The organism is Microbispora sp. NPDC049125, from assembly GCF_040802045.1.
GTDB lineage: Bacteria > Actinomycetota > Actinomycetes > Streptosporangiales > Streptosporangiaceae > Microbispora.
Window position 1 is genome coordinate 44,991 of the sequence record NZ_JBEZDW010000011.1, and the last position, 21,352, is coordinate 66,342.

General features: G+C 71.3%; 19 protein-coding genes and 1 pseudogene. 8 read left to right on the plus strand and 12 right to left on the minus strand.

Annotated features, from left to right (window positions below; translation table 11 throughout):
* The first annotated feature begins 120 nt into the window (after positions 1-120).
* A complete protein-coding gene (locus tag AB0B72_RS15340; protein WP_367739370.1) occupies positions 121-1,794 on the plus strand; it encodes a cellulase family glycosylhydrolase in 1,674 nt (557 codons plus the stop codon).
* Between the two features lie 98 nt (positions 1,795-1,892).
* Here AB0B72_RS15340 and AB0B72_RS15345 read toward each other — a convergent pair whose 3' ends face one another.
* From AB0B72_RS15345 to AB0B72_RS15360, 4 genes are all read right to left on the minus strand, one after another.
* Positions 1,893-3,008, minus strand: coding sequence for a MalY/PatB family protein (locus AB0B72_RS15345; protein ID WP_367739371.1), 1,116 nt, complete (start codon positions 3,006-3,008; stop codon positions 1,893-1,895).
* Positions 3,009-3,090: 82 nt separating this feature from the next.
* Complete coding sequence (gene lexA / locus AB0B72_RS15350; RefSeq protein WP_367739492.1) at positions 3,091-3,804, minus strand: transcriptional repressor LexA; 714 nt, start codon at positions 3,802-3,804, stop codon at positions 3,091-3,093.
* 338 nt (positions 3,805-4,142) lie between these two features.
* Positions 4,143-5,024: an SDR family oxidoreductase gene (locus AB0B72_RS15355; protein ID WP_367739372.1), complete on the minus strand. Its 882-nt coding sequence runs from the start codon at positions 5,022-5,024 to the stop codon at positions 4,143-4,145.
* A gap of 2 nt (positions 5,025-5,026) precedes the next feature.
* Positions 5,027-6,286 carry an MFS transporter gene (locus AB0B72_RS15360; protein WP_367739373.1) on the minus strand — a complete coding sequence of 420 codons (1,260 nt, stop codon included), beginning with the start codon at positions 6,284-6,286 and terminating at the stop codon, positions 5,027-5,029.
* A gap of 79 nt (positions 6,287-6,365) precedes the next feature.
* Here AB0B72_RS15360 and AB0B72_RS15365 point away from each other — a divergent pair, with 79 nt between their 5' ends.
* The 4 genes from AB0B72_RS15365 (at position 6,366) to AB0B72_RS15380 (ending at position 11,777) form a co-directional block, all read left to right on the plus strand.
* A complete protein-coding gene (locus AB0B72_RS15365; protein WP_367739374.1) occupies positions 6,366-7,277 on the plus strand; it encodes a LysR substrate-binding domain-containing protein in 912 nt (303 codons plus the stop codon).
* Positions 7,278-7,555: 278 nt separating this feature from the next.
* Positions 7,556-8,044 carry a transcriptional regulator NrdR gene (gene nrdR, locus AB0B72_RS15370; RefSeq protein WP_367739375.1) on the plus strand — a complete coding sequence of 163 codons (489 nt, stop codon included), beginning with the start codon at positions 7,556-7,558 and terminating at the stop codon, positions 8,042-8,044.
* A 113-nt stretch (positions 8,045-8,157) separates the two neighbouring features.
* Complete coding sequence (locus AB0B72_RS15375; RefSeq protein ID WP_367739376.1) at positions 8,158-11,022, plus strand: vitamin B12-dependent ribonucleotide reductase; 2,865 nt, start codon at positions 8,158-8,160, stop codon at positions 11,020-11,022.
* Between the two features lie 128 nt (positions 11,023-11,150).
* Positions 11,151-11,777 carry an NADPH-dependent F420 reductase gene (locus AB0B72_RS15380; RefSeq protein WP_367739377.1) on the plus strand — a complete coding sequence of 209 codons (627 nt, stop codon included), beginning with the start codon at positions 11,151-11,153 and terminating at the stop codon, positions 11,775-11,777.
* Here AB0B72_RS15380 and AB0B72_RS15385 read toward each other — a convergent pair.
* Positions 11,764-12,882, minus strand: a complete 1,119-nt coding sequence (locus AB0B72_RS15385) for a Gfo/Idh/MocA family protein (protein ID WP_367739378.1) — start codon at positions 12,880-12,882, stop codon at positions 11,764-11,766. The two genes, AB0B72_RS15380 and AB0B72_RS15385, sit on opposite strands and share 14 nt — an antisense overlap.
* A 101-nt stretch (positions 12,883-12,983) precedes the next feature.
* Between AB0B72_RS15385 and AB0B72_RS15390 the strand changes: the two genes are divergently transcribed.
* Positions 12,984-13,619 carry a TetR/AcrR family transcriptional regulator gene (locus AB0B72_RS15390; protein ID WP_367739379.1) on the plus strand — a complete coding sequence of 212 codons (636 nt, stop codon included), beginning with the start codon at positions 12,984-12,986 and terminating at the stop codon, positions 13,617-13,619.
* Positions 13,620-13,667: 48 nt separating this feature from the next.
* On the opposite strand, the gene AB0B72_RS15395 is transcribed toward AB0B72_RS15390, so the two are convergent.
* Together AB0B72_RS15395 and AB0B72_RS15400 are read right to left on the minus strand one after the other, a co-directional pair.
* The gene (locus AB0B72_RS15395) at positions 13,668-14,102 is read right to left on the minus strand and encodes a YbjN domain-containing protein (RefSeq protein ID WP_367739380.1); all 435 of its coding nucleotides are present in this window, start codon (positions 14,100-14,102) and stop codon (positions 13,668-13,670) included.
* Positions 14,103-14,164: 62 nt separating this feature from the next.
* A complete protein-coding gene (locus tag AB0B72_RS15400) occupies positions 14,165-14,518 on the minus strand; it encodes a TetR-like C-terminal domain-containing protein (RefSeq protein ID WP_367739381.1) in 354 nt (117 codons plus the stop codon).
* 44 nt (positions 14,519-14,562) lie between these two features.
* On the opposite strand from AB0B72_RS15400, the pseudogene AB0B72_RS15405 reads away from it, so the two are divergent.
* Positions 14,563-15,087: pseudogene (locus AB0B72_RS15405) on the plus strand (SDR family oxidoreductase); the annotation flags it as partial.
* Between the two features lie 211 nt (positions 15,088-15,298).
* Here the strand turns inward: AB0B72_RS15405 and AB0B72_RS15410 are convergent.
* Positions 15,299-16,489 carry an FAD-dependent oxidoreductase gene (locus tag AB0B72_RS15410; RefSeq protein ID WP_367739382.1) on the minus strand — a complete coding sequence of 397 codons (1,191 nt, stop codon included), beginning with the start codon at positions 16,487-16,489 and terminating at the stop codon, positions 15,299-15,301.
* Between the two features lie 53 nt (positions 16,490-16,542).
* Between AB0B72_RS15410 and AB0B72_RS15415 the strand changes: the two genes are divergently transcribed.
* Entirely contained in the window at positions 16,543-17,235 is a 693-nt protein-coding gene (locus AB0B72_RS15415) for a TetR/AcrR family transcriptional regulator (protein ID WP_367739383.1), read from the plus strand.
* Positions 17,236-17,330: 95 nt separating this feature from the next.
* On the opposite strand, the gene AB0B72_RS15420 is transcribed toward AB0B72_RS15415, so the two are convergent.
* The 4 genes from AB0B72_RS15420 to AB0B72_RS15435 all read right to left on the minus strand — a co-directional run bounded on the left by AB0B72_RS15420 (position 17,331) and on the right by AB0B72_RS15435 (position 21,349).
* Positions 17,331-17,966, minus strand: a complete 636-nt coding sequence (locus AB0B72_RS15420; protein WP_367739384.1) for a pyridoxamine 5'-phosphate oxidase family protein — start codon at positions 17,964-17,966, stop codon at positions 17,331-17,333.
* A 66-nt stretch (positions 17,967-18,032) separates the two neighbouring features.
* Positions 18,033-18,191 carry a hypothetical protein gene (locus AB0B72_RS15425; RefSeq protein ID WP_367739385.1) on the minus strand — a complete coding sequence of 53 codons (159 nt, stop codon included), beginning with the start codon at positions 18,189-18,191 and terminating at the stop codon, positions 18,033-18,035.
* A 175-nt stretch (positions 18,192-18,366) separates the two neighbouring features.
* A complete protein-coding gene (locus tag AB0B72_RS15430) occupies positions 18,367-19,644 on the minus strand; it encodes a S1 family peptidase (RefSeq protein WP_367739386.1) in 1,278 nt (425 codons plus the stop codon).
* 214 nt (positions 19,645-19,858) lie between these two features.
* Positions 19,859-21,349 (minus strand): ArnT family glycosyltransferase, encoded by a 1,491-nt coding sequence (locus AB0B72_RS15435; protein ID WP_367739387.1) that lies wholly within the window; start codon positions 21,347-21,349, stop codon positions 19,859-19,861.
* Positions 21,350-21,352 lie beyond the last annotated feature (3 nt).

Below are 21,352 nucleotides of genomic sequence, written 5' to 3' on the forward strand. Positions count from 1 at the left end.
TATCGATGAGGCGTGCGGTCAGGGCATGCCGCGACCAACCACCGCGTGAGCGGTGGCGCTGGGGCGTGCGCCTGACCATCCGGCTCTCCGTCGGCGTGCTCCCAGCAGGGGAGGCACGTCTTGTCCAGACGTTTTCTCGGAGGGCTCACGACCGTCGCCGCGATCGCGGCCACGGCCCTCGTGGTCACCGGCTCGCCGGCGAGCGCGGCCGGCACCGGCACGGGTTACCTGCACACCAGCGGGAACAAGATCGTCGACAGTACCGGGGCGACCGTACGCCTCACCGGGATCAACTGGTTCGGCATGGAGACCGACAACAAGACCTTCCACGGTCTGTGGGCGAACAATCCCTGGCGTGCCCAACTCGACCTGATGGCGCGCCTGGGGTACAACACCATCCGGGTGCCGTGGTCGGACGACGCGGTGAAGCCCGGCGCGGTCGCCACCAGCGTCAACACCTACTCCAATCCCGATCTCGTCGGGCTGTCACCGATGCAGATCCTCGACAAGGTCGTCGACTACGCGGGCCAGAAGGGGATGCGGATCATCCTCGACCGGCACCGGCCGACCAGCGCCGGCCAGTCGGCCCTCTGGTACACCGCCGGGGTGTCCGAGGCCACCTGGATCGCCGACTGGAAGGCGATGGCCCAGCACTACGCGGGCAATCCCACGGTCATCGGCGCGGACCTGCACAACGAGCCGCACGCCGATGGCACCAACCCCCAGGCGACCGGTGCCTGCTGGGGCTGCGGCGACGTCAACCGTGACTGGCGGCTGGCCGCCGAGCGGGCCGGCAACGCGGTCCTGTCGGTCCAGCCGAACTGGCTGATCTTCGTGGAGGGCGTGAGCTGCCCGAGCGGCGGGCTGTCCAACGTCTGGGACAACGACACCAGCAACGACGAGGACTGCGGCTGGTGGGGCGGCAACCTGTCCAAGGCGAAGGACTACCCGGTCCGGCTCAACGTGGCCAACCGGCTCGTCTACTCGCCCCACGAGTACGCCACATCGGTTTACCACCAGGCCTGGTTCGACGACCCCTCCTACCCGGCGAACATGCCCGCCATCTGGGACAAGTACTTCGGGTACCTCTACAAGCAGAACATCGCCCCGATCATGATGGGCGAGTTCGGCACGACGCTGGCGAGCAACACCGACAGGATCTGGCTCACCGAGCTCATGAAGTACCTCGGGACCGGGGTCAACGGGATGTCGTTCACCTACTGGTCGTGGAATCCCAACTCGGGTGACACGGGCGGCATCCTGAAGGACGACTGGGCCACGGTCGATCAGGCCAAGCAGAGCATCCTGCAGCCGTACCTGATCCCGCCGACAGGTGGCAATCCGTCGCCGTCGCCGTCTGGATCGCCGTCGCCGTCACCGTCTCCGTCGGGGTCTCCCTCTCCCTCTCCCTCTCCCTCTCCCTCTCCGTCGCCGTCGCCGTCGCCGTCTCCCTCTCCGTCTCCCTCTCCGTCCCCGTCTCCGACCGGGAACCGGGGCTGCACCGCCACCTACAGGATCAACAGCTCCTACCAGGGTGGCTTCCAGGGCGAGGTGACGGTCAAGAACACCGGCACGGCGGCCACCACCGGCTGGACGGTCGGGTGGACGTTCGCCGACGGTCAGACCATCACCCAGCTCTGGAACGGCACGCTGTCCGCGAGCGGGGCGAACATCACGGTCAGGAACGTCAACTACAACGGCGCGCTCGCCCCGAACGCCACGACCATGTTCGGCTTCATGGGCACGCTGACCGGCGGCAACTCTGTGCCCTCGGTGACCTGCACGGCGACCTGAGCGGCGGACCTGAGGAGCGGCCTCAGCGGTCCGGCGGCCCGGCGGCAGGCCGCCGAAGTGCGGGCCTGCGACGTGCCGGCCCGTGCGATGCCGAGCGGTCAGGCGGCCGTGGGGCGTCGCTCCATCGCGGCGCCGATCCTGGTCAGGATCTCCTCCAGGATCGGCGCCGACGTGGCGAAGTTGAGCCGGACGCAGGTGTCCGCGCCCCCGTACATGGGCCCGGGGTTGAGCTTCACCCGTGCCTCCCGCAGGAGGAACCCGGCGGCGTCCGGGACTCCGACGTCCAGCCAGGCGAGATAGGTGGCCTCCGGGGTGCGGTGGCCGATCCGGGACGGCAGGCGCCCCGCCACCATCCGCCGGTTGCGGTCGAGGACCGTCAGCACCTCCTCCAGCCACGGGCCGCCGTCCCGCCACGCGGCGATCGTCGCCTCCACCCCGAGGACGCCCGGGGCGCCGTACACGTGGGGCGGCCGCCCGCCGAGGGCGTCCCTGACGGCCTTGGAGCCGAGGTGGGCCACCGCGCAGCGCAGACCGCCCATGTTGAACGCCTTGCTGGCCGAGGTGAGCGTGACCGTGCGCCCGGGCAGGATCGTGGCGAACGGGATGTGCCGCGCGTGCGCGTACGTCAGCTCGGCGTGGATCTCGTCGGCGATCACCAGGCTGCCGTGACGCTCCGCGTACCCGGCCACCGCCTCCAGCTCGGCCCGGGTGAAGCAGCGGCCGGACGGGTTGTGCGGGTTGACGAGGAGCACCACCGGGGCCGGCTCGGCGGGGAGCTGGAACGTGCCGTCGGCGGCGACCGGGATGGGCAGCAGACGCCGCCCCATGCCGGTGATCGTGGTGAGGAAGGGGTCGTAGGCGGGGACGTGCGTCGCCACGGCGTCGCCGGGGGAGGTCATGACGTCCAGCAGCACCTGGAGGGCCTGGTTGACGTCGGTGTACGGCCGGACGTGGCCGGGGTCGGCGTGCCAGCCGTACCTGGTCTCCATGCGCTCGGCGAAGGCCTCCGCGAGGGGAGGGCAGTTCGGGATGTCGAGCCAGGCGGGATAGCCGAGATCGGTCTTCAGGCGCCGCGTGACGGCGTCCACCACGGCGTCCGGCGTAGGGAAGTCCATGTCGGCGACCCACGCGGGGATCACGTCCGGAGCCGCGTGGGCCCACTTGATCCCGTCACGCGTCCGGGCGGCGTCAAGGGTGAGCGAGTCGAAATCCACCCGACTCACCCTATTGCGTCCGCAATGAGTAGCTTGGCGGCTCCGCGGCGGCGGCCGTACCGGTGGCCGCGGAGCATCGCCGCTACAGCTTGCGCAGGACGGCCGTGACCTTCCCCAGGACGGTGGCCTCGTCACCGGGGATCGGCTCGTAGTTCGGGTTGTGCGGCACCAGCCACACGTGCCCGTCCTTGCGCTTGAACGTCTTGACCGTGGCCTCGCCGTCGATCATGGCGGCGACGATGTCGCCGTTGTCGGCCACCGGCTGCTGCCGTACGACCACCCAGTCGCCGTCGGCGATGGCGGCCTCGATCATCGAGTCGCCGGTCACCTGGAGCAGGAACAGCGTGCCCTCGCCCACGAGCTGCTTGGGCAGGGCGAACACGTCCTCGATGCTCTGTTCGGCGAGGATCGGGCCGCCGGCGGCGATGCGGCCGACCAGCGGGACGTACGCCGCGGTGGGGCGGTTGAAGCCGCTGTCCTCCTCGGTGGCGTCCGGGTCGACCCACAGCACCGGCTCGCCCGGCAACCGGACCTCCAGAGCGCGCGGCCTGTGCGGGTCACGGCGGAGGTAGCCCTTGCGTTGCAGTGCGGTGAGCTGATGCGACACGCTGGAGGTGCTGGTCAGCTGGACCGCCTCCCCGATCTCCCGCATCGACGGCGGATAGCCGCGCTGCTGGACCGAGTCGCGGATCACTTCCAGGATCTTGCGCTGCCTCGGGGTGAGACCAAGCGAGTCGCGCCTGCGAACCGCGAGGTCGCCGACGGCCTCCGCCTGCTCACTTCGGTCACTCACGATGCCACCTCTCAATCCGTGTTCCTCAGGTCGCTCAGAGCGACCGTACCGCGATTAAAGATCATCATCAAACAATTGTTCGATTTCCACCGGAAATCGCAACCGCCTGTCATCCGCCCACATCGTACGTGAGTTCGATCGACATCGTGTTCGATTTCCCGATCTTCGTCAAGTGGTGTCGGCCCAGCTCAGAAATGCCGCCGAAAAGCGACAGAAAAGCGGAGAGGCGCGTTCGTGAGATCGCCGGCGCCCGATCGGCGCTCAAGTCCGTCGAGGGCGGAGCCGGTGAAGCGTCGTCGCCGAGGTGCGCCGATCCCGCGGCCGACCGGCGCATCGTGGTTTCAGCCGCCGCCCGAGGTGAACGCCGCGGCGTGGTCGCGGGCGAATTCGACGACGTCGCGCGGGGGGCGGCCGAGAAGGCCGGCGACCGTGCCGGTGGTGAAGTCTCCCCAGCCGGAGGCGTACGCCTGCGCGTACTCCTCAAGCATGTCGGCGATCCATCGTGGAGCGCCGTGGCCGAGCAGCGCCGTGCGCCTGGTGTCGTCGCCGACCGGCAGGTACGTGACCGGCCTGCCGAGGGCGAGGCCCAGTCGGCCGGCGACCTCGCCGAACGTCAGCGAGCGCGGGCCGGTGAGGGTGTACGTCGCGCCGTGGTGGCGATCCGGGCCGTCGAGGAGCACACGGGCGGCGCACTCGGCGATGTCGCGGGCGTCGATCATGCCGATCCGCGCCGAGGCCATGTTCAGCGAGAACGTGCCGGTGGCGGCGATGTCGCCCGCCTCGTTCAGCAGGTTCTGCATGAACCAGTGCGGACGCAGGATCGTCCAGCGCATGCCGCACACTTCGAGCTCCCGGTCCGACAGCGCGTGCAGCCTGCCGCTGCGGTTGGGCGCGTCGTGTGCCGCGCCGACGACGGACAGGCGCACGACGCGCTCCACGCCGGCCTGGCGTGCGGCCCACAGGGCGTTCATGGAGTTCTCCGGGGCGCGCGGGTCGTTCGGGGTGAGCAGCCACACGTCCCGCACACCCTCGAAGGCGGGAGGCAGGGACCGGGGGTCGCCGAGGTCGCCGACGAAGACCTCGGCGCCCTTTCCAGCCGGGCCGTCCGCCTTGGACTTGTCGCGGACGAGAGCGCGAAGGTCCACATCGGCCCCGCTCAGCGCGTCCATCAGCGCGGTGGACACGGTTCCGGTGGCTCCGGTGATCAGTACGGTGCGTGACACGCTCAATCTCCCGTGGTGGTGGGGATGCGGACCGGAATCGGGTCGCAGGTCTTGGCGGGCCTGCCCGCCGCCCGGTTGACGGTGACGCGTTCCATGGCCCACAGCGCGACGGTCCCCGCCGAGAAGGCGGCGCCGAGGACGCACACGCCGGCCCAGCCGCCGTGCACCCAGGCCACCGAAGTCAGCGCGGAGCCCACCGCGCCGCCGGCGAAGAAGGAGGTCATGAAGGCGGAGTTGATCCGGTTGCGGGCCTCGGGCCGGAGCGCGTAGAGGACGTTCTGGTTGCTGTTGAGCACCGCCTTGTGCGCCAGGTCCAGCACGATCACGCCGGCGAACAGCCAGACCAGCGAGTGCGCCCCGGCGGCGATCGCCGGCCACGACGCCACCAGCAGGACCGTTCCGGCGCCGGTCACGATCTGCACGCGCCCGCGGTCGGCCAGCCGCCCCGTCACCGTGCCGGTCAGCGCGCCGGCGGCGCCGACCAGGCCGAACAGGCCGATGGCCGACTCCGTCCAGCCGTACGGCGGCCGCACCAGCAGGAAGGTCAGCGCCGTCCACAGCACGTTGAACGAAGCCAGGCTCAGGGCGGCGATCCCCGCCCGCCACCGCAGCAGCGGCTCGTACCGGAACATCGCCACCGTCGAGCGCAGCAGGCCGGGGTAGGACAGGCGCCCGCCGTCGCCGCCGAGCCGGGGCAGGAAGACACGCAGCAGCACGGCCATCAGTGCCATCAGGCCGGCGTCGACCCAGTAGACGGTCCGCCATCCGCCCAGCTCGGACAGCGCTCCGGACGCGGTGCGCGCCAGCAACGCGCCGAACAACAGCCCGGTCATCACCGTGCCGACCACCCGGCCACGCTCGGCCGGCGCCGCCAGCGTCACCGCGAACGGCACCACCACTTGCGCTCCCACGGAGGTCAGCGCGGTCAGGGCCGTGCTGACCATGAGCACCGTGCCGTTGGGGGCGGTGGCCGACATCAGCAGAAACACCACGGTCGCCGCGTAGAGCGACACCGCCAGCCGCCGCCGCTCCACGAGGTCGCCGAGCGGCACCAGCAGGATCAGCCCCAGCGCGTACCCGCCCTGCGCGGCCGTCACCGTCAGGGCGGCCAGCGACGGGCCGAGCCTCAGCTCCCGGCCGATCAGGTCAAGCAACGGCTGGGTGAAGTAGTTGCCCGCGACCGCCAGCCCGGTCGCCACCGACATGAGCAGGAGCACCCCGCGCCGCATGCCGCGGGCCGGGTGAAGTGTCGTCGCTGTCATGCGTCCAGCCTCGGTGATGGACGATCAATGAGTCCAACGCATGTTTGTCATCCGAACGATCGTGCATCACGATTGATTCGTGGAGCTTCAGCAGATGCGCTATGTCGTCGCCGTCGCGGAGACGAGCAACTTCACCCGCGCGGCCGAGCAGTGCCTGGTCGTCCAGTCCGCGCTGAGCCATCAGATCGCCCGGCTGGAACGTGAGCTGGGGGCCAAGCTCTTCGAGCGCACCAGCCGCCGCGTCCGGCTGACCCCGGCCGGCGAGGCGTTTCTCCCCGCGGCCCGCCAGGCTCTCGACGCCGCGGAGCGGGCCCGCGCCGAGGTGGCCGCCACCGCCGGGGAGATCCGAGGCCGGCTCGCCGTCGGAGCCATCTCCACCGTCGCCGCGGTCGATCTCCCCGCCGTGCTCGAACAGTTCCACCTGCGCCATCGGGAGGTACGGATCAGCCTCCGGACGAGCCCCAGCGAGGAGCTGGTCGAACGGGTGCGGCAGGGCACCTTGGACGTCGCCTTCCTGGGGCTTCCACTGGGCGTGCGGCCTCAGGGCGTCCGCGGCCGCGAACTGGCGCGCGGTGACCTCGTCGCCGTGGTGGCGCTGGACCATCCGCTGGCGGGACGGGAACACGTGGACCTGCACCGGCTGGCGGAGGAGACCTTCGTCGACTTCCCGGCGGGCACGGCGGGCCGGGCCCACTCGGACGCGGCCTTCGCGGCGGCCGGAGTGCGGCGCGAGGTCGCCTTCGAGGTCACGACCGCCGACTTGCTGACCCGCCTGATCCGGCACGGCCTGGGGATCGGGATGCTCCCCGGCGCCTTCGTGTCCGGGCTCCCCGGTCTGCGCGTCCTGCGGCTTCGCGACGCCGCCGCCCGCATGGAGCACCTCATCTGGAGCCGCTTCCCTCCCTCCCCGGCCGCCGCGGCGTTCCTGTCCGTCCTCGGTGTCCCCGCGGCGGAGTCCTCGGGATCGCCGGATGACGAGCCGGGCCCCTGATCCACCGCATCTCACGGCGTCCATGCCGGGCAGGCGGCCGGGCCGTGTCACAATCGCTGGCCGGCGCTTCCCTTTCACGTCACTCCGGCCCCTTGGGCACCGCCCGTGCGGCGGCGCCGCGACACGCCGGGTGAGCAGCGACTTCCGGGGCCACCCCCCGTTCGACTTGCGTTCAAGGACGGGCACTCCTACGGTTGGACCACAACATCTAGTAGTCACATGGGTGTAAGTTCCCCACAGCTTGTGTTTACACGGTGTGCGTTCAGGGAGGCGATGGCATGCACTGTCCGTTCTGTCGTCATCCGGACACGCGTGTCGTGGACAGCCGGTCGACCGACGACGGAGGGGCGATCCGCCGCCGGCGCACCTGTCCCGCCTGCGGGCGCAGGTTCACCACGCAGGAGACCGTCCTGCTGATGGTGAGCAAGCGCAGCGGCGTCACCGAGCCGTTCTCGCGGGAGAAGGTCGTCGCCGGAGTGCGGCGCGCCTGCCAGGGGCGTCCGGTCGGCGAGGACTCCCTCGCGCAGCTCGGGCAGCGCGTGGAGGAGAGCATCCGGGGGACCGGGGCGGCGGAGATTCCCTCGCACGAGGTGGGGCTGGCCATCCTGGGCCCGCTCCGGGAGCTCGACGAGGTGGCGTACCTGCGCTTCGCGTCGGTTTACCGGGGGTTCGAGACATTGGCCGACTTCGAGGTGGAGATCGAGCAGCTGCGAGCGGCCCGCGCCGGGGCGACCGAGCAGCGGGCCGGACAGCCGGCCGAGCAGTGAAGCAGACAGCAGGGCGAGCAGGGCACCGCCGTCGCACGTGAGGGGCGGCGTGGTCATACAGAGCGTGGATCAAGGCGAAGGGGCTCCCACCGGGGGCCTGTGAGGGGGAAGTCATGACGGAGACCGTCAGCGGGACGGCGCCGGGCGCCGGAGGCCGGGGGGGCAGGCGCCCGCGCAAGGGCCTGAAGATGAAGCGGATCTTCACCACTCCGGGGGTCCACCCGTACGACGACGTCCGCTGGGAGCGGCGCGACGTCGTGATGACCAACTGGCGCGACGGCTCGGTGAACTTCGAGCAGCACGGCGTGGAGTTCCCCGAGTTCTGGTCGGTCAACGCGGCCAACATCGTGACGACCAAGTACTTCCGGGGCGCGGTCGGCACCCCTCAGCGTGAGTGGAGCCTCAAGCAGCTCGTCGACCGGGTCGTCGGCGTCTACACGACCACCGGCGTCGAGCACGGATACTTCGCCTCCGACGAGGACGCCGAGATCTTCGACCACGAGCTCAAGCACGCCCTGATCCACCAGATCTTCAGCTTCAACTCCCCGGTGTGGTTCAACGTCGGCACCCTGTCCCCCCAGCAGGTCTCCGCGTGTTTCATCCTCGCCGTCGACGACCAGATGGAGTCGATCCTCGACTGGTACAAGGAAGAGGGTGTGATCTTCAAGGGCGGCTCGGGCTCGGGGGTCAACCTCTCCCGCATCCGCTCGTCCAAGGAGCTGCTGTCCAGCGGTGGCACGGCCAGCGGCCCGGTGTCCTTCATGCGCGGCGCCGACGCGTCGGCGGGCACGATCAAGTCGGGCGGCGCGACCCGCAGGGCGGCGAAGATGGTCGTCCTGGACGTGGACCACCCCGACATCGAGGAGTTCATCGAGACGAAGGCGCGCGAGGAGGACAAGATCCGCGCGCTGCGCGACGCCGGGTTCGACATGGATCTCGGCGGCAAGGACATCGTGTCGGTGCAGTACCAGAACGCCAACAACTCGGTCCGCGTCTCCGACGAGTTCATGCGGACGGTCGAGGCGGGCGGCAGGTTCGGGCTGCGGGGCCGGCTGACCGGCGAGGTCATCGAGGAGGTCGACGCGCGGGAGCTGTTCCGCAAGATGGCCAAGGCCGCCTGGGAGTGCGCCGACCCCGGCCTGCAGTACGACGACACGATCAACAACTGGCACACCTGCCCGGAGACAGGGCGGATCACGGCCAGCAACCCGTGCTCGGAGTACCTCCACCTCGACAACTCCTCGTGCAACCTCGCCTCGATCAACCTGCTGAAGTTCCTGCGCGACGACGACACCTTCGACGTCGCGTCCTTCGTGAAGCTGACCGAGCTGATCATCACCGCGATGGACGTCTCCATCACGTTCGCCGACTTCCCGACCGAGAAGATCGCCGAGACGACCCGCGCGTACCGGCAGCTCGGCATCGGCTACGCCAACCTCGGCGCGCTGCTCATGGCGACCGGACACGCGTACGACTCCGACGGCGGCCGCGCGGTCGCCGGGGCGATCACCTCGCTGATGACCGCCGTGTCGTACCGCCGGTCGGCGGAGCTGGCCGGCATCGTCGGGCCGTACGACGGCTACCAGCGCAACGCCGAGCCGCACAAGCGGGTCATGCGCAAGCACGCGGCGGCCAACGACGACCTGCGCACCCTCGGCGAGACGGACAGGGCCCTGCACGCCGAGGCCACCCGGCAGTGGCAGGAGTGCCTGCGGCTCGGCGACAAGCACGGCTACCGCAACGCCCAGGCCTCCCTGCTCGCGCCCACCGGCACCATCGGCCTGATGATGGACTGCGACACCACCGGCATCGAGCCCGACCTGGCGCTGGTCAAGTTCAAGAAGCTGGTCGGCGGCGGCTCCATGCAGATCGTCAACCAGACGATCCCGCGGGCCCTGCGGCAGCTCGGCTACCAGGAGGAGCAGGTCGAGGCGATCGTCGAGTACATCGCCCAGCACGGGCACGTGGTCGACGCCCCCGGCCTGCGGCCCGAGCACTACGAGGTGTTCGACTGCGCGATGGGCGAGCGGGCCATCGCCCCGATGGGCCACGTCCGGATGATGGCGGCCACCCAGCCGTTCCTGTCCGGCGCGATCTCCAAGACGGTCAACCTGCCCGAGTCGGCCACCGTCGAGGAGATCGAGCAGGTCTACCTGGAGGGCTGGAAGCTCGGCCTCAAGGCGCTCGCCGTCTACCGCGACAACTGCAAGGTCGGTCAGCCGCTGTCGGCGTCCAAGAGCACTCCGGGGGAGAAGGCCGAGCCCGCCGAGCAGGCCGTCAAGGTCGTGGAGGTCGCCCGCCCGACCCGCCGCCGGATGCCGGCCCAGCGGCCCAGCCTCACCACCCGCTTCTCCGTCGGCGGGGCGAAGGGCTACATGACGGCCTCGTCGTACCCCGACGATGGCCTGGGTGAGGTCTTCCTGAAGATGTCCAAGCAGGGCTCGACCCTCGCGGGCGTCATGGACGCGTTCTCCGTGGCCATCTCGATCGGCCTGCAGTACGGCGTGCCGCTGGACACCTACGTCCAGAAGTTCGTCAACATGCGGTTCGAGCCGGCCGGCATGACCGACGACCCCGACGTCCGGATGGCGCAGTCCGTGATGGACTACATCTTCCGGCGGCTGGCGCTCGACTACCTCCCGTACGAGGACCGGGCGGCGCTGGGCATCTTCTCGGCCTCCGAGCGGTCCGCGCAGCAGCGCGGGGAGGACCCGGGCGCCCTCCAGGAGGTCGTGGACACCGCGGCGCTGGCCCAGTCGGCGCCGATCGAGGACCGGGCCACCGAGGACAGGCAGGTCGAGGACCGGTCGAAGCCGGTCGAGGTCCCCGAGCCGCGCCGCGCGGCCGGCGCGTCTCTGGAGAGCCACCAGGGCCGTACGGCGGACGCCCCGCTGTGCATGACCTGCGGCACCAAGATGCGCCCGGCGGGAAGCTGCTACGTCTGCGAAGGCTGCGGCAGCACCAGCGGCTGCAGCTGATCTACGGAGCGGGCTCCACGGCCGGACGCGTCCAGCCGTGGAGCCCGCTCCGTCGTCCACGGCCTCCACGGATACGGCGGCCGGACACGGCGGGGAATGCCCGGTGCGGCGAGCGCGTTCCCAAGGCCATGCTCATTGGATTCATCGGCAGCGGACACATCGGCGGCACCCTCGCGAAGCTGGCGGTGGACGCCGGCCACTCGGTGGTGCTCAGCAACTCCCGCGGGCCCGAGACGCTCTCCGATCTGGTCGCCGAGCTGGGCCCGGACGCCCGCGCCGCCACGGCGGGCGAGGCGGCGGCGGCTGGTGAGGTCGTGGTGGTGACGATCCCCTTCGGCCGGTACGCGGAGGTGCCGGTCGAGCCGCTGGCCGGCAAGGTGGTGATCGACACCAACAACTACTACTTCGAGCGGGACGGGCACTTCGCCGAGATCGACTCGGGGGAGACGACTCCCAGTGAGGTGCTCGCCGCCCACCTGCCGGATTCGCGGGTGGTCAAGGCGTTCAACGCCATCCACTTCCGTGAGCTGGCGACCCAGGGGCTCCCTAAGGGGGCCGAGGGCCGCCGGGCCCTGGCCATCGCGGGCGACGACGCCGAGGCCAAGAAGGTCGTCGGCGAGCTGATCGACTCCTTCGGTTTCGACGTCGTCGACGCCGGCCCCCTCTCCGAGGGGCGGCGCTTCGACCGCGACAAGCCGGCGTACGGCCCCCGGTTCACCGCCGGCGAGCTGCGCGAGGCGCTCAGCCGGGGCTGACCCGCTGCGGCGTCCCGGTCTCCGCCGAGGCGCGCACCGCGTCGAGCAGCCGGTGCAGGCGCACTCCTTCCTCGAAGCCGGGCACACTCGTGCCGCCCGTACGGAGGTCGTCGGCGAGCCGGGCGTAGAGGTGGGCGACGTTGACGGCCTCCACGCCCCCGGCGGCCTCGGGCGCCCGCAGGTACCGGCCGGGGACGGGCAGTTCCTCCCACGTCCCCGGCTCAGCCGTGCCGTACAGGCGCAGCTCGGCGATCTGCACGCCGAACGGGCCGCCCGGTCCGGTGGAGACGAGCGCGAGGTCGCCCTCGGTGCCGGCGATCTCGATCCGCGTCCTGGCGTCGGTGACCTTGGCGATGTGGAGGTGCCCCGAGGCCACCGCGCCGCCGGTCAACGTCGCCGTGACCAGGACCTGGTCGGGGCTGGTCGCCTCGATCGTCTCCCCGGCCACCATGTATCCAGACCGCTGGAGGGACAGCATCGCGCTGACCGTGTCGACGCGCCCGAGCAGGTGCTCCAGCACGTCGAGGGTGTGGCCGCCGACCACCTCCAGCGTCCCGGCGCCGTTAGCCCGATCGAGGGTGTAGGCGGTCTGCGGCGGCAGTGCGCCGCTCGCGCCCCTGCCCAGAGCGCTGTACACGGTGACCGAGGTGACCCGGCCCACCCGGCCGTCCGCCAGCAGGTCGCGGGCGTAGGCGACGGCCGGCGCGAACCTGGCCTGCAGGCCGATCCAGTGGCGCACCCCCGCCTCCTCCGCGTGCGCGAGCAGAGTCAGCGCCTCATCCGTGGTGCGGGCGAGCGGCCATTCGCACAACACGTGCTTGCCCTCTTTCAGCGCCGCCGTTACCAGCTCCGTGTGATGGGGGACCTTCACGGTGACGGCGACGAGGTCGACGTCGGGATGGGCCGCGAGGGCCCGGGGGTCGGCGAACGCGTGCTCGACGCCGAACCGGCGGGCCGCCTCGCGGGCGCTGGCCTCGCGGCTGGTGCCGACAGCGGTGATCTCGAACTCGGGCAGCGTCCGCAACGCCGGGATATGGGCGCGGGCCGCCCATCCCCAGTCCGGATTGGCCCCCACGATGCCGACCCTGATCTTTCCTGAACTCATTGCCCGCCTCCCGTGCACCGGAATATGCGGACTCGTCACGTCCGCTTAGCGCCGACCGTACCATAAGCGGACGCACTAAGTCCGGTTGGTAGGCTGGCGGCGTGAACAAACGGGACGGCGCCGTCGACGAACTGCTGAGGGCCGTGGCCGGTGGCCCGCCCCGGGCCGACGCGCGGCGGAACGTGGAGCGGCTGGTGCTGGCGGCCAGGGCGGCGGTCGCGGAGGTGGGCGTCGAGGTCACCGCCCATGAGATCGCGCGCCGCGCGGGCGTCGGCATCGGCACGTTCTACCGCCGGGTGTCCTCCCGTGAGGCCCTGCTGGAGGCGGTCCTCGGCGAAGTGCTGGGTGAGGCGGCGGAGCTGGGCGGGCGCGCTCTGGCCGACCCGGATCCCTGGCGCGGGCTGGAGACGTTCGCCGCCGGATACGTCCGGATCCGTGCGGAGAGCTGCGGCATCCGCGACGCCATCGGCGGCGCCTGCGGGCCCGGGCTCGACCGGATCCTCGGCGAGCTGCGGGAGCTGACCAGGCGGCTGGTCGAGCGTGCCCAGGAGGCGGGGGTCGTGCGGTCCGACGTCGCGTGGCAGGACGTGCCGTTCCTGCTCGCCGCCGTGGCGACCGGGGAGCGGACGATGGGCCTGCGAGCGGGCGCCGAGCAGTGGGAGCGCAACCTGCGGATCGTGCTCGACGGCCTGCGCGCCGCCGGGGCCGCTTCGTTGCCGGGGGAGCCCCCCGCCTGACGCGGCTCCGCGCGCCGGTGCGACCGGGCGCGGAGCCGGGACGTGCGGCTAGTCGGTCTCGAAGGCGAGCCGGTCGGCGAGCCAGCGGTGGAACTTGATCGAGAATCTCACCCAGTGGGCGATCACAGTGGTCAGATGCTCCCTCGTGACGCCCGCGCCGATGTAGAGCTGGGCGTCGCCGATGACCCGGATCACGCCGTTGTCGGGGGTGAACGCGTAGACCTTCGGCCACATCGTGTCGGCGTTCCACTCGTTCAGCGCCGTGAGCAGCATCGGCTTCTCGTCGACGGAGTAGTGCCTGTCGTAGAAGGTGCGGATCGTGAACAGGTCGCCCTCTGAGCCGAACAGGAAGAAGATCGTGAGTGCGGCGGTGGAGATGGCCAGGTCGCCCTCGGCGTCGAGGGTGTGCTCGAGATCCAGCTCGTCGAGGATCTCCTTGATGAGCTCCTGGTCGGGCTGGACGACCGCTGGGGAAGGCGTCACGCGTCCATCCTGCACCATCCCGCCCTCATTGAGGCAGCACTCGAGGGAGACGGATCCGTGCTTCAGAAGATGCGGGCCACCAGCGCGGTGATCTCCCGCGCGAGCGCCGTGTCGACCGGCGCGTGCTGGTTGAGCAGGCGGTACCACATGGCCCCGAAGATCATGTCGACGAGCAGGTCGGGGTCCGCGCCGGCGGGGACGGGGCGGCGCACGAGCACGTCTCTCAGCGCGGCGCGCCGGGGGCCGATGAGCTCGTTCCGGAGCCGTACGGCGAGCCCCGGATCGCCCTGCGCCTCCGCCATGAGCCCCACGACCACCTGGCCCGCGACGCCGTTCGTCAGTGTGAACGTGTCGCGCAGGAACATCTCGAGGTCGGCGGGCAGGGGGACGAAACTGCCCGCCACGACGTCCGTCATCGCCTCCAGGAACACCTCCGGACGCGACGCGGTCGTTCCTCGCGGCTACGGGGCCCGTGGACCACCTGGTCGTCACGGTGACGGGCCGGGGGCAGGCGGTGGGCCCGCTGAAGTCGCTGACGGCGCAGGCGCTGCGCCAGGCGGTGGAGGACAAGCTGATCGCCCACATGATGACCGTGCAGGCGGCTCTCGACGTGCTGCGTCCCGGCGGGTCGGTGACGTTCGTGTCCGCCGCCTCTGCGGGGGCGGCCCTCGCGGGGATCTCCGGGCTGGCGGCGGTGAACGGCGCCATCGAGGCCGTCGTCCCCGGCCTCGCGGTCGAGCTGGCTCCCCTCCGGGTCAACGCCGTCTCGCCCGGCGTGGTGGACACCGAGTGGTGGGACTGGCTGGGCGAGGAGCGGCGGAGCGCGCTCGACGGCTTCGCCTCGGGCACCACGGTCGGGCGGGTGGGGACGCCCGCCGACGTGGCGGGGGCCATCGCCTACCTGATCGGCAACACCTTCGTCACCGGCACCGTCCTGCGGATCGACGGGGGAGGGATGCTGAAGCCGGCGACCGGCGTCCAGTGAATCCACGGGCCGCACGGGGTTCGGCGGTCAAGCCGGCTGCTCGGGCGGCTCGGTGAGACGAAGGGCGGTGACCGCTTCGTCGAGGGCCGCGTTCACGGATCGCATGGGTCGCAACGGACGTCGCCGGACGCACCCGGCCGACTTCTGGAGGCGGCGCTGACGGTCGAGCAGGCGAGAGCCGGCGAGAACAGGTGCGGGCGTGAGGAGACGGTCAGGATGGCTGGACTTCGTCGAAGAGGGCGATGGCTTCGGCGGGGTCCGGGCTCACGAGGCGTTCCAGACCGGCCGTTGTGATCTTCGCCCACTTGCCGGCCCGTGCCCACATCTGTTCCTCGAAGGCGCGTACGGCCTCGTCCAGATCGCCGGGGCCGGAGGCGGCGGCGACGGACTCGGCGAGTTCGGCGCCTTCCAGCATCGCGAGGTTCGCGCCCACCCCCAATGGGGGCATCAGGTGGGCGGCGTCGCCCAGCAGGGTCACCCCGGGAACGTGGGTCCAGGAGTGGGGCGCGGGCAGGACGTAGAGGGGGCGGGGGACGAAAGCGGTGCCGTGGCGGAGGAGGTCGAGTAGAGGGGCGGCCCAGCCGTCGAACAGAGCCAGCAGGCTTGATCGCACGGCCTCGGCGTCGTCCAGGTCCAGGCCCGCGTCCGGCCCTGGATTCAGGCCCAGATTCAGGCCCGGATTCAGGCCCGGACGCCGGTCCGCGTTCGTGTGCCAGTCCGACCGCGCGCGGAAGTGGGCGTATACCTTGACGTGGCCGCCACTGTTGCGCTGGGCGACGAGGCCGCGGTTCACGCCGTACGCGGCCACGGACCCGTCGCCGATCAGCCGGGCGAGGCCGGGGTGGCGGGTGTCGACGTCGTCCAGGGAGGTCTCGACCGAAGTGACGCCGGTGTAGTGCGGTGTCACGGACGAGAGCGCCGGGCGGACCCGGGACCAGGCGCCGTCCGCGCCGACCACGAGGTCGAACCTCTCCTGCCGCCCGTCGGCGAAACGGACCAGCGCGCCGTCCCCGGTCCCCGGCACGACCTCCGCCACGCCCCGCCCCCACTGAACGTCGAGGGGGCCGAGCAGCAGGTCGCGGAGCTGCCCACGGTCGATCTCGGGATTGGCCCGGTCCTCCGGACGGGGTTGCCAGTCGCGCAGGACGGTCCCGTCGGTGTCCAGGATGCGCATGGCCTGCCCCTCGGGCCGCGACAGCGCCTGGAATTCCGCCAGCAGGCCCGCCTTGCCCAGCGCGAGCTGGCCCATCCCTTCGTGCAGGTCGAGCGTGCCGCCCGGGGGACGGGCGTCGGGGGAGGGATCGCGTTCGAGGACGGTGACGGGGTGACCGTGGCGGTGCAGGACGCGGGCGAAGGTGAGCCCGGCGGGACCGCCCCCGACCACGGCGATACGATGTCTCATGTCGATATACTATATCTCTTCAATACACTGTATCGCAACAGTACGATGTGTCCATGACTGTGTGGGACAGGCCGGAGCCGCCGGCGCGCCCCGTGCCGCTCGACCGGCAGCGGATCGTCGCCGCCGCCGTCGCGCTGGCCGACGAGGGCGGGCTGGAGGCGGTGTCGTTGCGTAAGGTCGCCGCCCGGCTGGACGCCGGCCCGATGCGGCTGTACGGCTACATCTCCACCAAGGAGGAGCTGTTCGACCTCATGGTGGACGAGGTGCACGCCGAGATCCTGACCGAGGAGCGGTTCGGCGACTGGAGGGAGGCGCTGCGCGTCCACTCCCACCGCACCAGGCAGGCCACCCGCCGCCACGAATGGCTGGCCGATCTGCTCGGCGGCCGTCCGGCGCTGGGCCCGAACGCGTTCGCGGTGACCGAGGCCAAGCTGGCCGCCCTCGACGGTCTCGCCGACGTCGACACCGTCATGCGCGCCGTGGAGACCGTCAGCGCGTACGTCACCGGCGCGATCAGGCGCGAGATCGCGGACGTGCGGGCCGAGCGTGCCACGGGCCTGTCCAAGCCCGACTGGCAGCGCGCCTTCGGCCCGCATATGACCAGGATGCTGGCCACGGGCCGCTTCCCGGCGCTGGCCAAGATCGTGCACGACGGCACGGAGGTGGACGCCGAGACGTCCTTCGCGACCGGCCTGGAGTGGGTCCTCGACGCCGTGGCCGCCAAACTCGCCCGGCCGCCGGCGTGACGGTCTCCGGGACCGGGTGCAGGCCGTGATCTTCTCCTGCGAGTGCGGCCTGGTCCGCGCCGGCGGGTGACGATCGGCCGGGTCCGGCGACGGGGCTACAGCGGCTCGCCCGCGCGACGGAGCACGTGGCCGGGGACGGGCCGCGTGGCCTGGGGGTCGGTGAGGGGCGCCTGCCACGTGTGGGCGAGCGGCAGGACCCCCGCCCACACGTCGTGCGGGTCGTCGGCGTCGCCGGGGTGGCCCTGCCGCACCTTGACCGATGCCTCGGCCAGCGAGATCGCGAGGATCGTGGTCGCCGCGAGCTCCTTGCGGCTGGGCTGCCTGGCGTACTCCCACTGGCCGGGGGCGAGGTGCTCGGTCAGGCACCGCAGGGCCGCCAGCTTCTCGTCCCCCTCCAGCGGCCGGGGCACGCCGTAGATCATCGCGCTGCGGTAGTTGACGCCGTGCTCGAAGACCGACCGGGCGAGCACGAGGCCGTCGACGTGAGTGATGGTCACGCACGCGACCGCGTCAGGGGTGAGGCTGCGGCTGGCGACCGACCCGTGCAGGTAGAGATGGCCGGAGTCGAATCCGTAGACCGTGGGCACGACCATGGGGTCGCCGTCCACCACCACCCCCAGATGGCAGACGAATCCCGCCCGGAGCACCTCGAAGAGGGACTCCCTGTCGGTCCGGCCCTGCTCGCGCAGCCGGCGGTGCCTGGTGCGCTCGGTCGCTGACAATTCGCTCACGAGGGCAGATTCAACCAGAAGACCCACCGGTTGTACGTCGTGTACGTCGCGGAGCCCGCCGCCCGCTCAGGCGGCGGAGGTGGGGCCCGACGTCCTGGGGAAGCGGATGACGTTCGCACCCGTGTAGGCCCGCAGGTCGACGACCTTCGTGTCGCGCCGCGGCCTGCGCCGCAGGGCCGTCCGGATGTCCCTGACCTTGGCGAGAGACGGCACCACCCTGAGCATCGCTGTCATCCCCCCGCGCGTGATGCTTCCGTTATCTAACGACGATTGATACACGTAAGCCAGTAAAACGGCCGTAAAGGCGGGTGGGGCGGGCCCGTGGTCGCGCCTCGGACGTGGGGCCGGAAGCCGGTGTCCCGGGCGCGGACGCGCGCCTGGGACACCGGCCCCGTTGACCTCAGTGGACCATCACGTACGCGCCGAACTCCAGCACCACGTCCCAGGCCCGGGAGAAGACGATCACTCGTCCGCCGTCGAGCCCGCCGCAGTACACCGGCTTGCTGACGGCGGAGGTGATGCCCTGCGCCGCGATCTCGTCGAACCAGTTGGTGTAGGAGAACACCGGGCCGCCGCTGTCACCGTGCGCCACGGCGCAGCCGCCGTCGACGCTCTTGGCGCGGACCATGTGCTTGACGTACTGCCCGTTCGAGTAGGTTCCGCTCCACCCGGTCTCGGTCACCTTGATCAGGCAGTTCTCGCCCAGGGACGCCCCGGAGTTGCACACGAAGTTGCCGACGTGCGCCTTCCACAGCGCCACCACCCTGTTGCTGGTGGAGGCCGAGCTGTTGCCGTCGAACATGTCGGCGGTCGCGTCCGCCTGCACGATCGCGGCGTCCCTCTTGGTGACGCGCCACGTCACCGGGCCCATGTAGTTCGCCGCGGACCAGGTGCCCCCACCGTCGTAGAAGTTCTCCCAGAGGGCGCCGCAGTGCGCGGCGGTGAGGAATCCGCGGTTGCCGTACTTGTCCCAGACCGCGAATCCGGAGGTGCAGCCGGCGCCGGACTGCTGGTTCCAGGTCCGGCCGCCCGCGTAGTAGCTGGGGACGTCGTCCTGCCTGCTGTAGGCGGGATCGAACCGCTCCCCGCGCTCCAGTGTGATCGGCGCGGTGGCGCCGGCGGGGCGCTGCAACTGGTCGGGGCCGGTGTCCTCCCCGGCGACCGAGAGCCTCACCCCGCTGCCGTCTGCCGCCGGGGCCGCACCCGTCACCTGGCCGGACTCGGTCCATCTGTCGGTCTCCTGAAGGAGCTGGGCGCGGGTGTACGCGGCCGGCAGCACCGACACCGGCGCCGTCTGCCGTCCCTGTTCGACCACGTCCTGCACGGCCCGCGGCACGGTGCCCCGCCAGTACAGGCGCACCTCGTGGTTCTCCGGGTCGGCCACGAGCCCTCCGTAGCCGTCGGTGTTCTCGGCGGCGGCGAGGATGCGGTCGGCCACGCCGTTCAGCCGGGTCTGCTCGGTGAACAGGGCGTTCCAGCCGGCGAACCCGCCGGGCACCGGGCCGCGCGGCCCCGTGTCGTCGGCGGCCGGCGTCTTGCCGTCCGGGACGGCGGCGGCCGGCCGGGTGAGGTCGGGGTCGTCGGCGGCCTGTGCCCCGGCGGCTCCCGCGCCCAGGAACGGCATGAGCACACAGGCGGCGCTCAGGACCATCAGGCGTAAGCGGACATTGTTCTGCATGGATTCCCCCATACGTGTCGAGATCTGGGGGCATCACAGCAGCCGGCCCGCGGTGTCTTCCGCGTCTAATTACCGGCATGAACCTGGTGTTTTCACCTTCCGCGGCCGGACGGCCGGCCAGGCGCGCGTCCGCGTCCGCGGCGAGAAGCGACGCCGCTGGGCCGACCGGCCACTCGAGCGGCATGATCAGTCGGGCCGACGTTGTGGTCACCCACTAGCTGACGGTCCGCAGGCCGGGCCACATCGTGGTCCACGACGCCCGCAGCCCGGTGCAGACCGAGACGGCCTTGCCCTGCTCTCCGTTCGGGACGCCGAGCCCGTTGGAGATCCGGGCCACGTCGTGGCAGCCCGCGAAGAAGCCGCTCCAGTCGGCCGGCCGCCAGTCGCCGACGTGCACGACGACGGTACGGCGGGCCGGTGGCGGGCCCCAAGCCCAGTACGCGTTGTGGCCGGTATAGACGGGTGGCAGCCCTGATCCGAGCAGGACGAGCGCGCTCGCCTCGCTGTAATCGTTGGCCAGGATCACCGCTCGCGCGCGCTCGGGCGCGGGCAGGGCGGCCACCACGCCTTCGACCGTGGAGACGAACTGTGGCCAGCCGATCTGGTTGGCGGTGTCCGGAACCGCGGATGGAAGCGAGCCGGCGGCAAATGTGGTGACGGGCAGAATCGGCAGGGTCACGAGCGCGAGGAGGGCGCCCGAGGCCGCCGCCGCGACAGTGAAGCCCACCCCTTTGAGACGGGCATGGCCGCGTGTGAGCCAGCGATCCACGACGATCGAACCGGCGGCCATGAACACGGCCACGCTTCCGATCGCGTAGTAGGGCTTGCCGCCGGTCACCACGACGAGACCGAGCGCGACCGGGCCGGCGATGCCGATCGCCCGCCACGGTGCCGCGTCCCTCGCGCGGAGGAACCACGCCACGCCGGCGGCGGTCACCGGGAAGAGGAGCGGCCCGGTGAAGAGCCAGAGCAGCGGTACGATCTGGGCCCGGTTGTCCGCCGCGTACCCGGCGATGCGCGAGGCCATGGTGAGCTGGGGCCAGCCGTTCGCCGCCTGCCAGGCGAGGTTCGGCGCCCAGAGCAGCAGGGCGATCGCGGCCGCCGCCCAGGCCCACCCCGAGCGGACGATGTCCCAGCGCCGGGCGACGACGAGCCCGACCGCCAGCCCCGCGGCCAGGAACAACAGCGTGTCCTTGTTCTCGAGCGCTATCCCGGCGGCCAGGCCCACCGCCGGCCACAGGCGCCGGTCGGCGCCGGCGAGAAGCCGCACGATCAGCCACAGGATGAACGCCCAGGCCAGCAGGTCGAGCTCGGTGGTGGTGTCGAGGTGGCCGGCGGCGAGATACCCGGAGACGGCGGCGGTCACGGCCGCCAGGACCTGTGCCCGTCGCGAGCCGCCGAGGTCGCGCGAGATGAGCGCGACCAGGACGACCACGAGCGTCATCTCCACGGCCGGCAGCACGCGCACCGCGGTCGGCGACACGCCAAGCACGCCCACCGAGGCGGCGGACAGGAGCGGGGTCAGCGGCGGCTGGTCGACGTAGCCGAAGGCGGGATGCCGGCCCGCCACGACGAAGTACATCTCGTCGCCGTGGAAGCCATAGGCGCCCGACAACGCCAGCAGCAGGGCGACCATCAGACCGGCCACCAGGATCACCGGCCACGGAACGGCGAAGGACCAGGTTCGCTGGGGAGTGTCCGGCATCGT

What these genes read in the sequence shown, in the direction of transcription:
- AB0B72_RS15360 (WP_367739373.1), bottom strand. Translation starts at nt 6,286, where the DNA reads ATGACAGCGACGACACTTCACCCGGCCCGCGGCATGCGGCGCGGGGTG.
- nrdR (WP_367739375.1), top strand. Translation starts at nt 7,556, where the DNA reads ATGCACTGTCCGTTCTGTCGTCATCCGGACACGCGTGTCGTGGACAGC.
- AB0B72_RS15375 (WP_367739376.1), top strand. Translation starts at nt 8,158, where the DNA reads ATGACGGAGACCGTCAGCGGGACGGCGCCGGGCGCCGGAGGCCGGGGG.
- AB0B72_RS15380 (WP_367739377.1), top strand. Translation starts at nt 11,151, where the DNA reads ATGCTCATTGGATTCATCGGCAGCGGACACATCGGCGGCACCCTCGCG.
- AB0B72_RS15385 (WP_367739378.1), bottom strand. Translation starts at nt 12,882, where the DNA reads ATGAGTTCAGGAAAGATCAGGGTCGGCATCGTGGGGGCCAATCCGGAC.
- AB0B72_RS15400 (WP_367739381.1), bottom strand. Translation starts at nt 14,518, where the DNA reads ATGACGGACGTCGTGGCGGGCAGTTTCGTCCCCCTGCCCGCCGACCTC.
- AB0B72_RS15410 (WP_367739382.1), bottom strand. Translation starts at nt 16,489, where the DNA reads ATGAGACATCGTATCGCCGTGGTCGGGGGCGGTCCCGCCGGGCTCACC.
- AB0B72_RS15415 (WP_367739383.1), top strand. Translation starts at nt 16,543, where the DNA reads ATGACTGTGTGGGACAGGCCGGAGCCGCCGGCGCGCCCCGTGCCGCTC.
- AB0B72_RS15425 (WP_367739385.1), bottom strand. Translation starts at nt 18,191, where the DNA reads ATGCTCAGGGTGGTGCCGTCTCTCGCCAAGGTCAGGGACATCCGGACG.
- AB0B72_RS15430 (WP_367739386.1), bottom strand. Translation starts at nt 19,644, where the DNA reads ATGCAGAACAATGTCCGCTTACGCCTGATGGTCCTGAGCGCCGCCTGT.
- AB0B72_RS15435 (WP_367739387.1), bottom strand. Translation starts at nt 21,349, where the DNA reads ATGCCGGACACTCCCCAGCGAACCTGGTCCTTCGCCGTTCCGTGGCCG.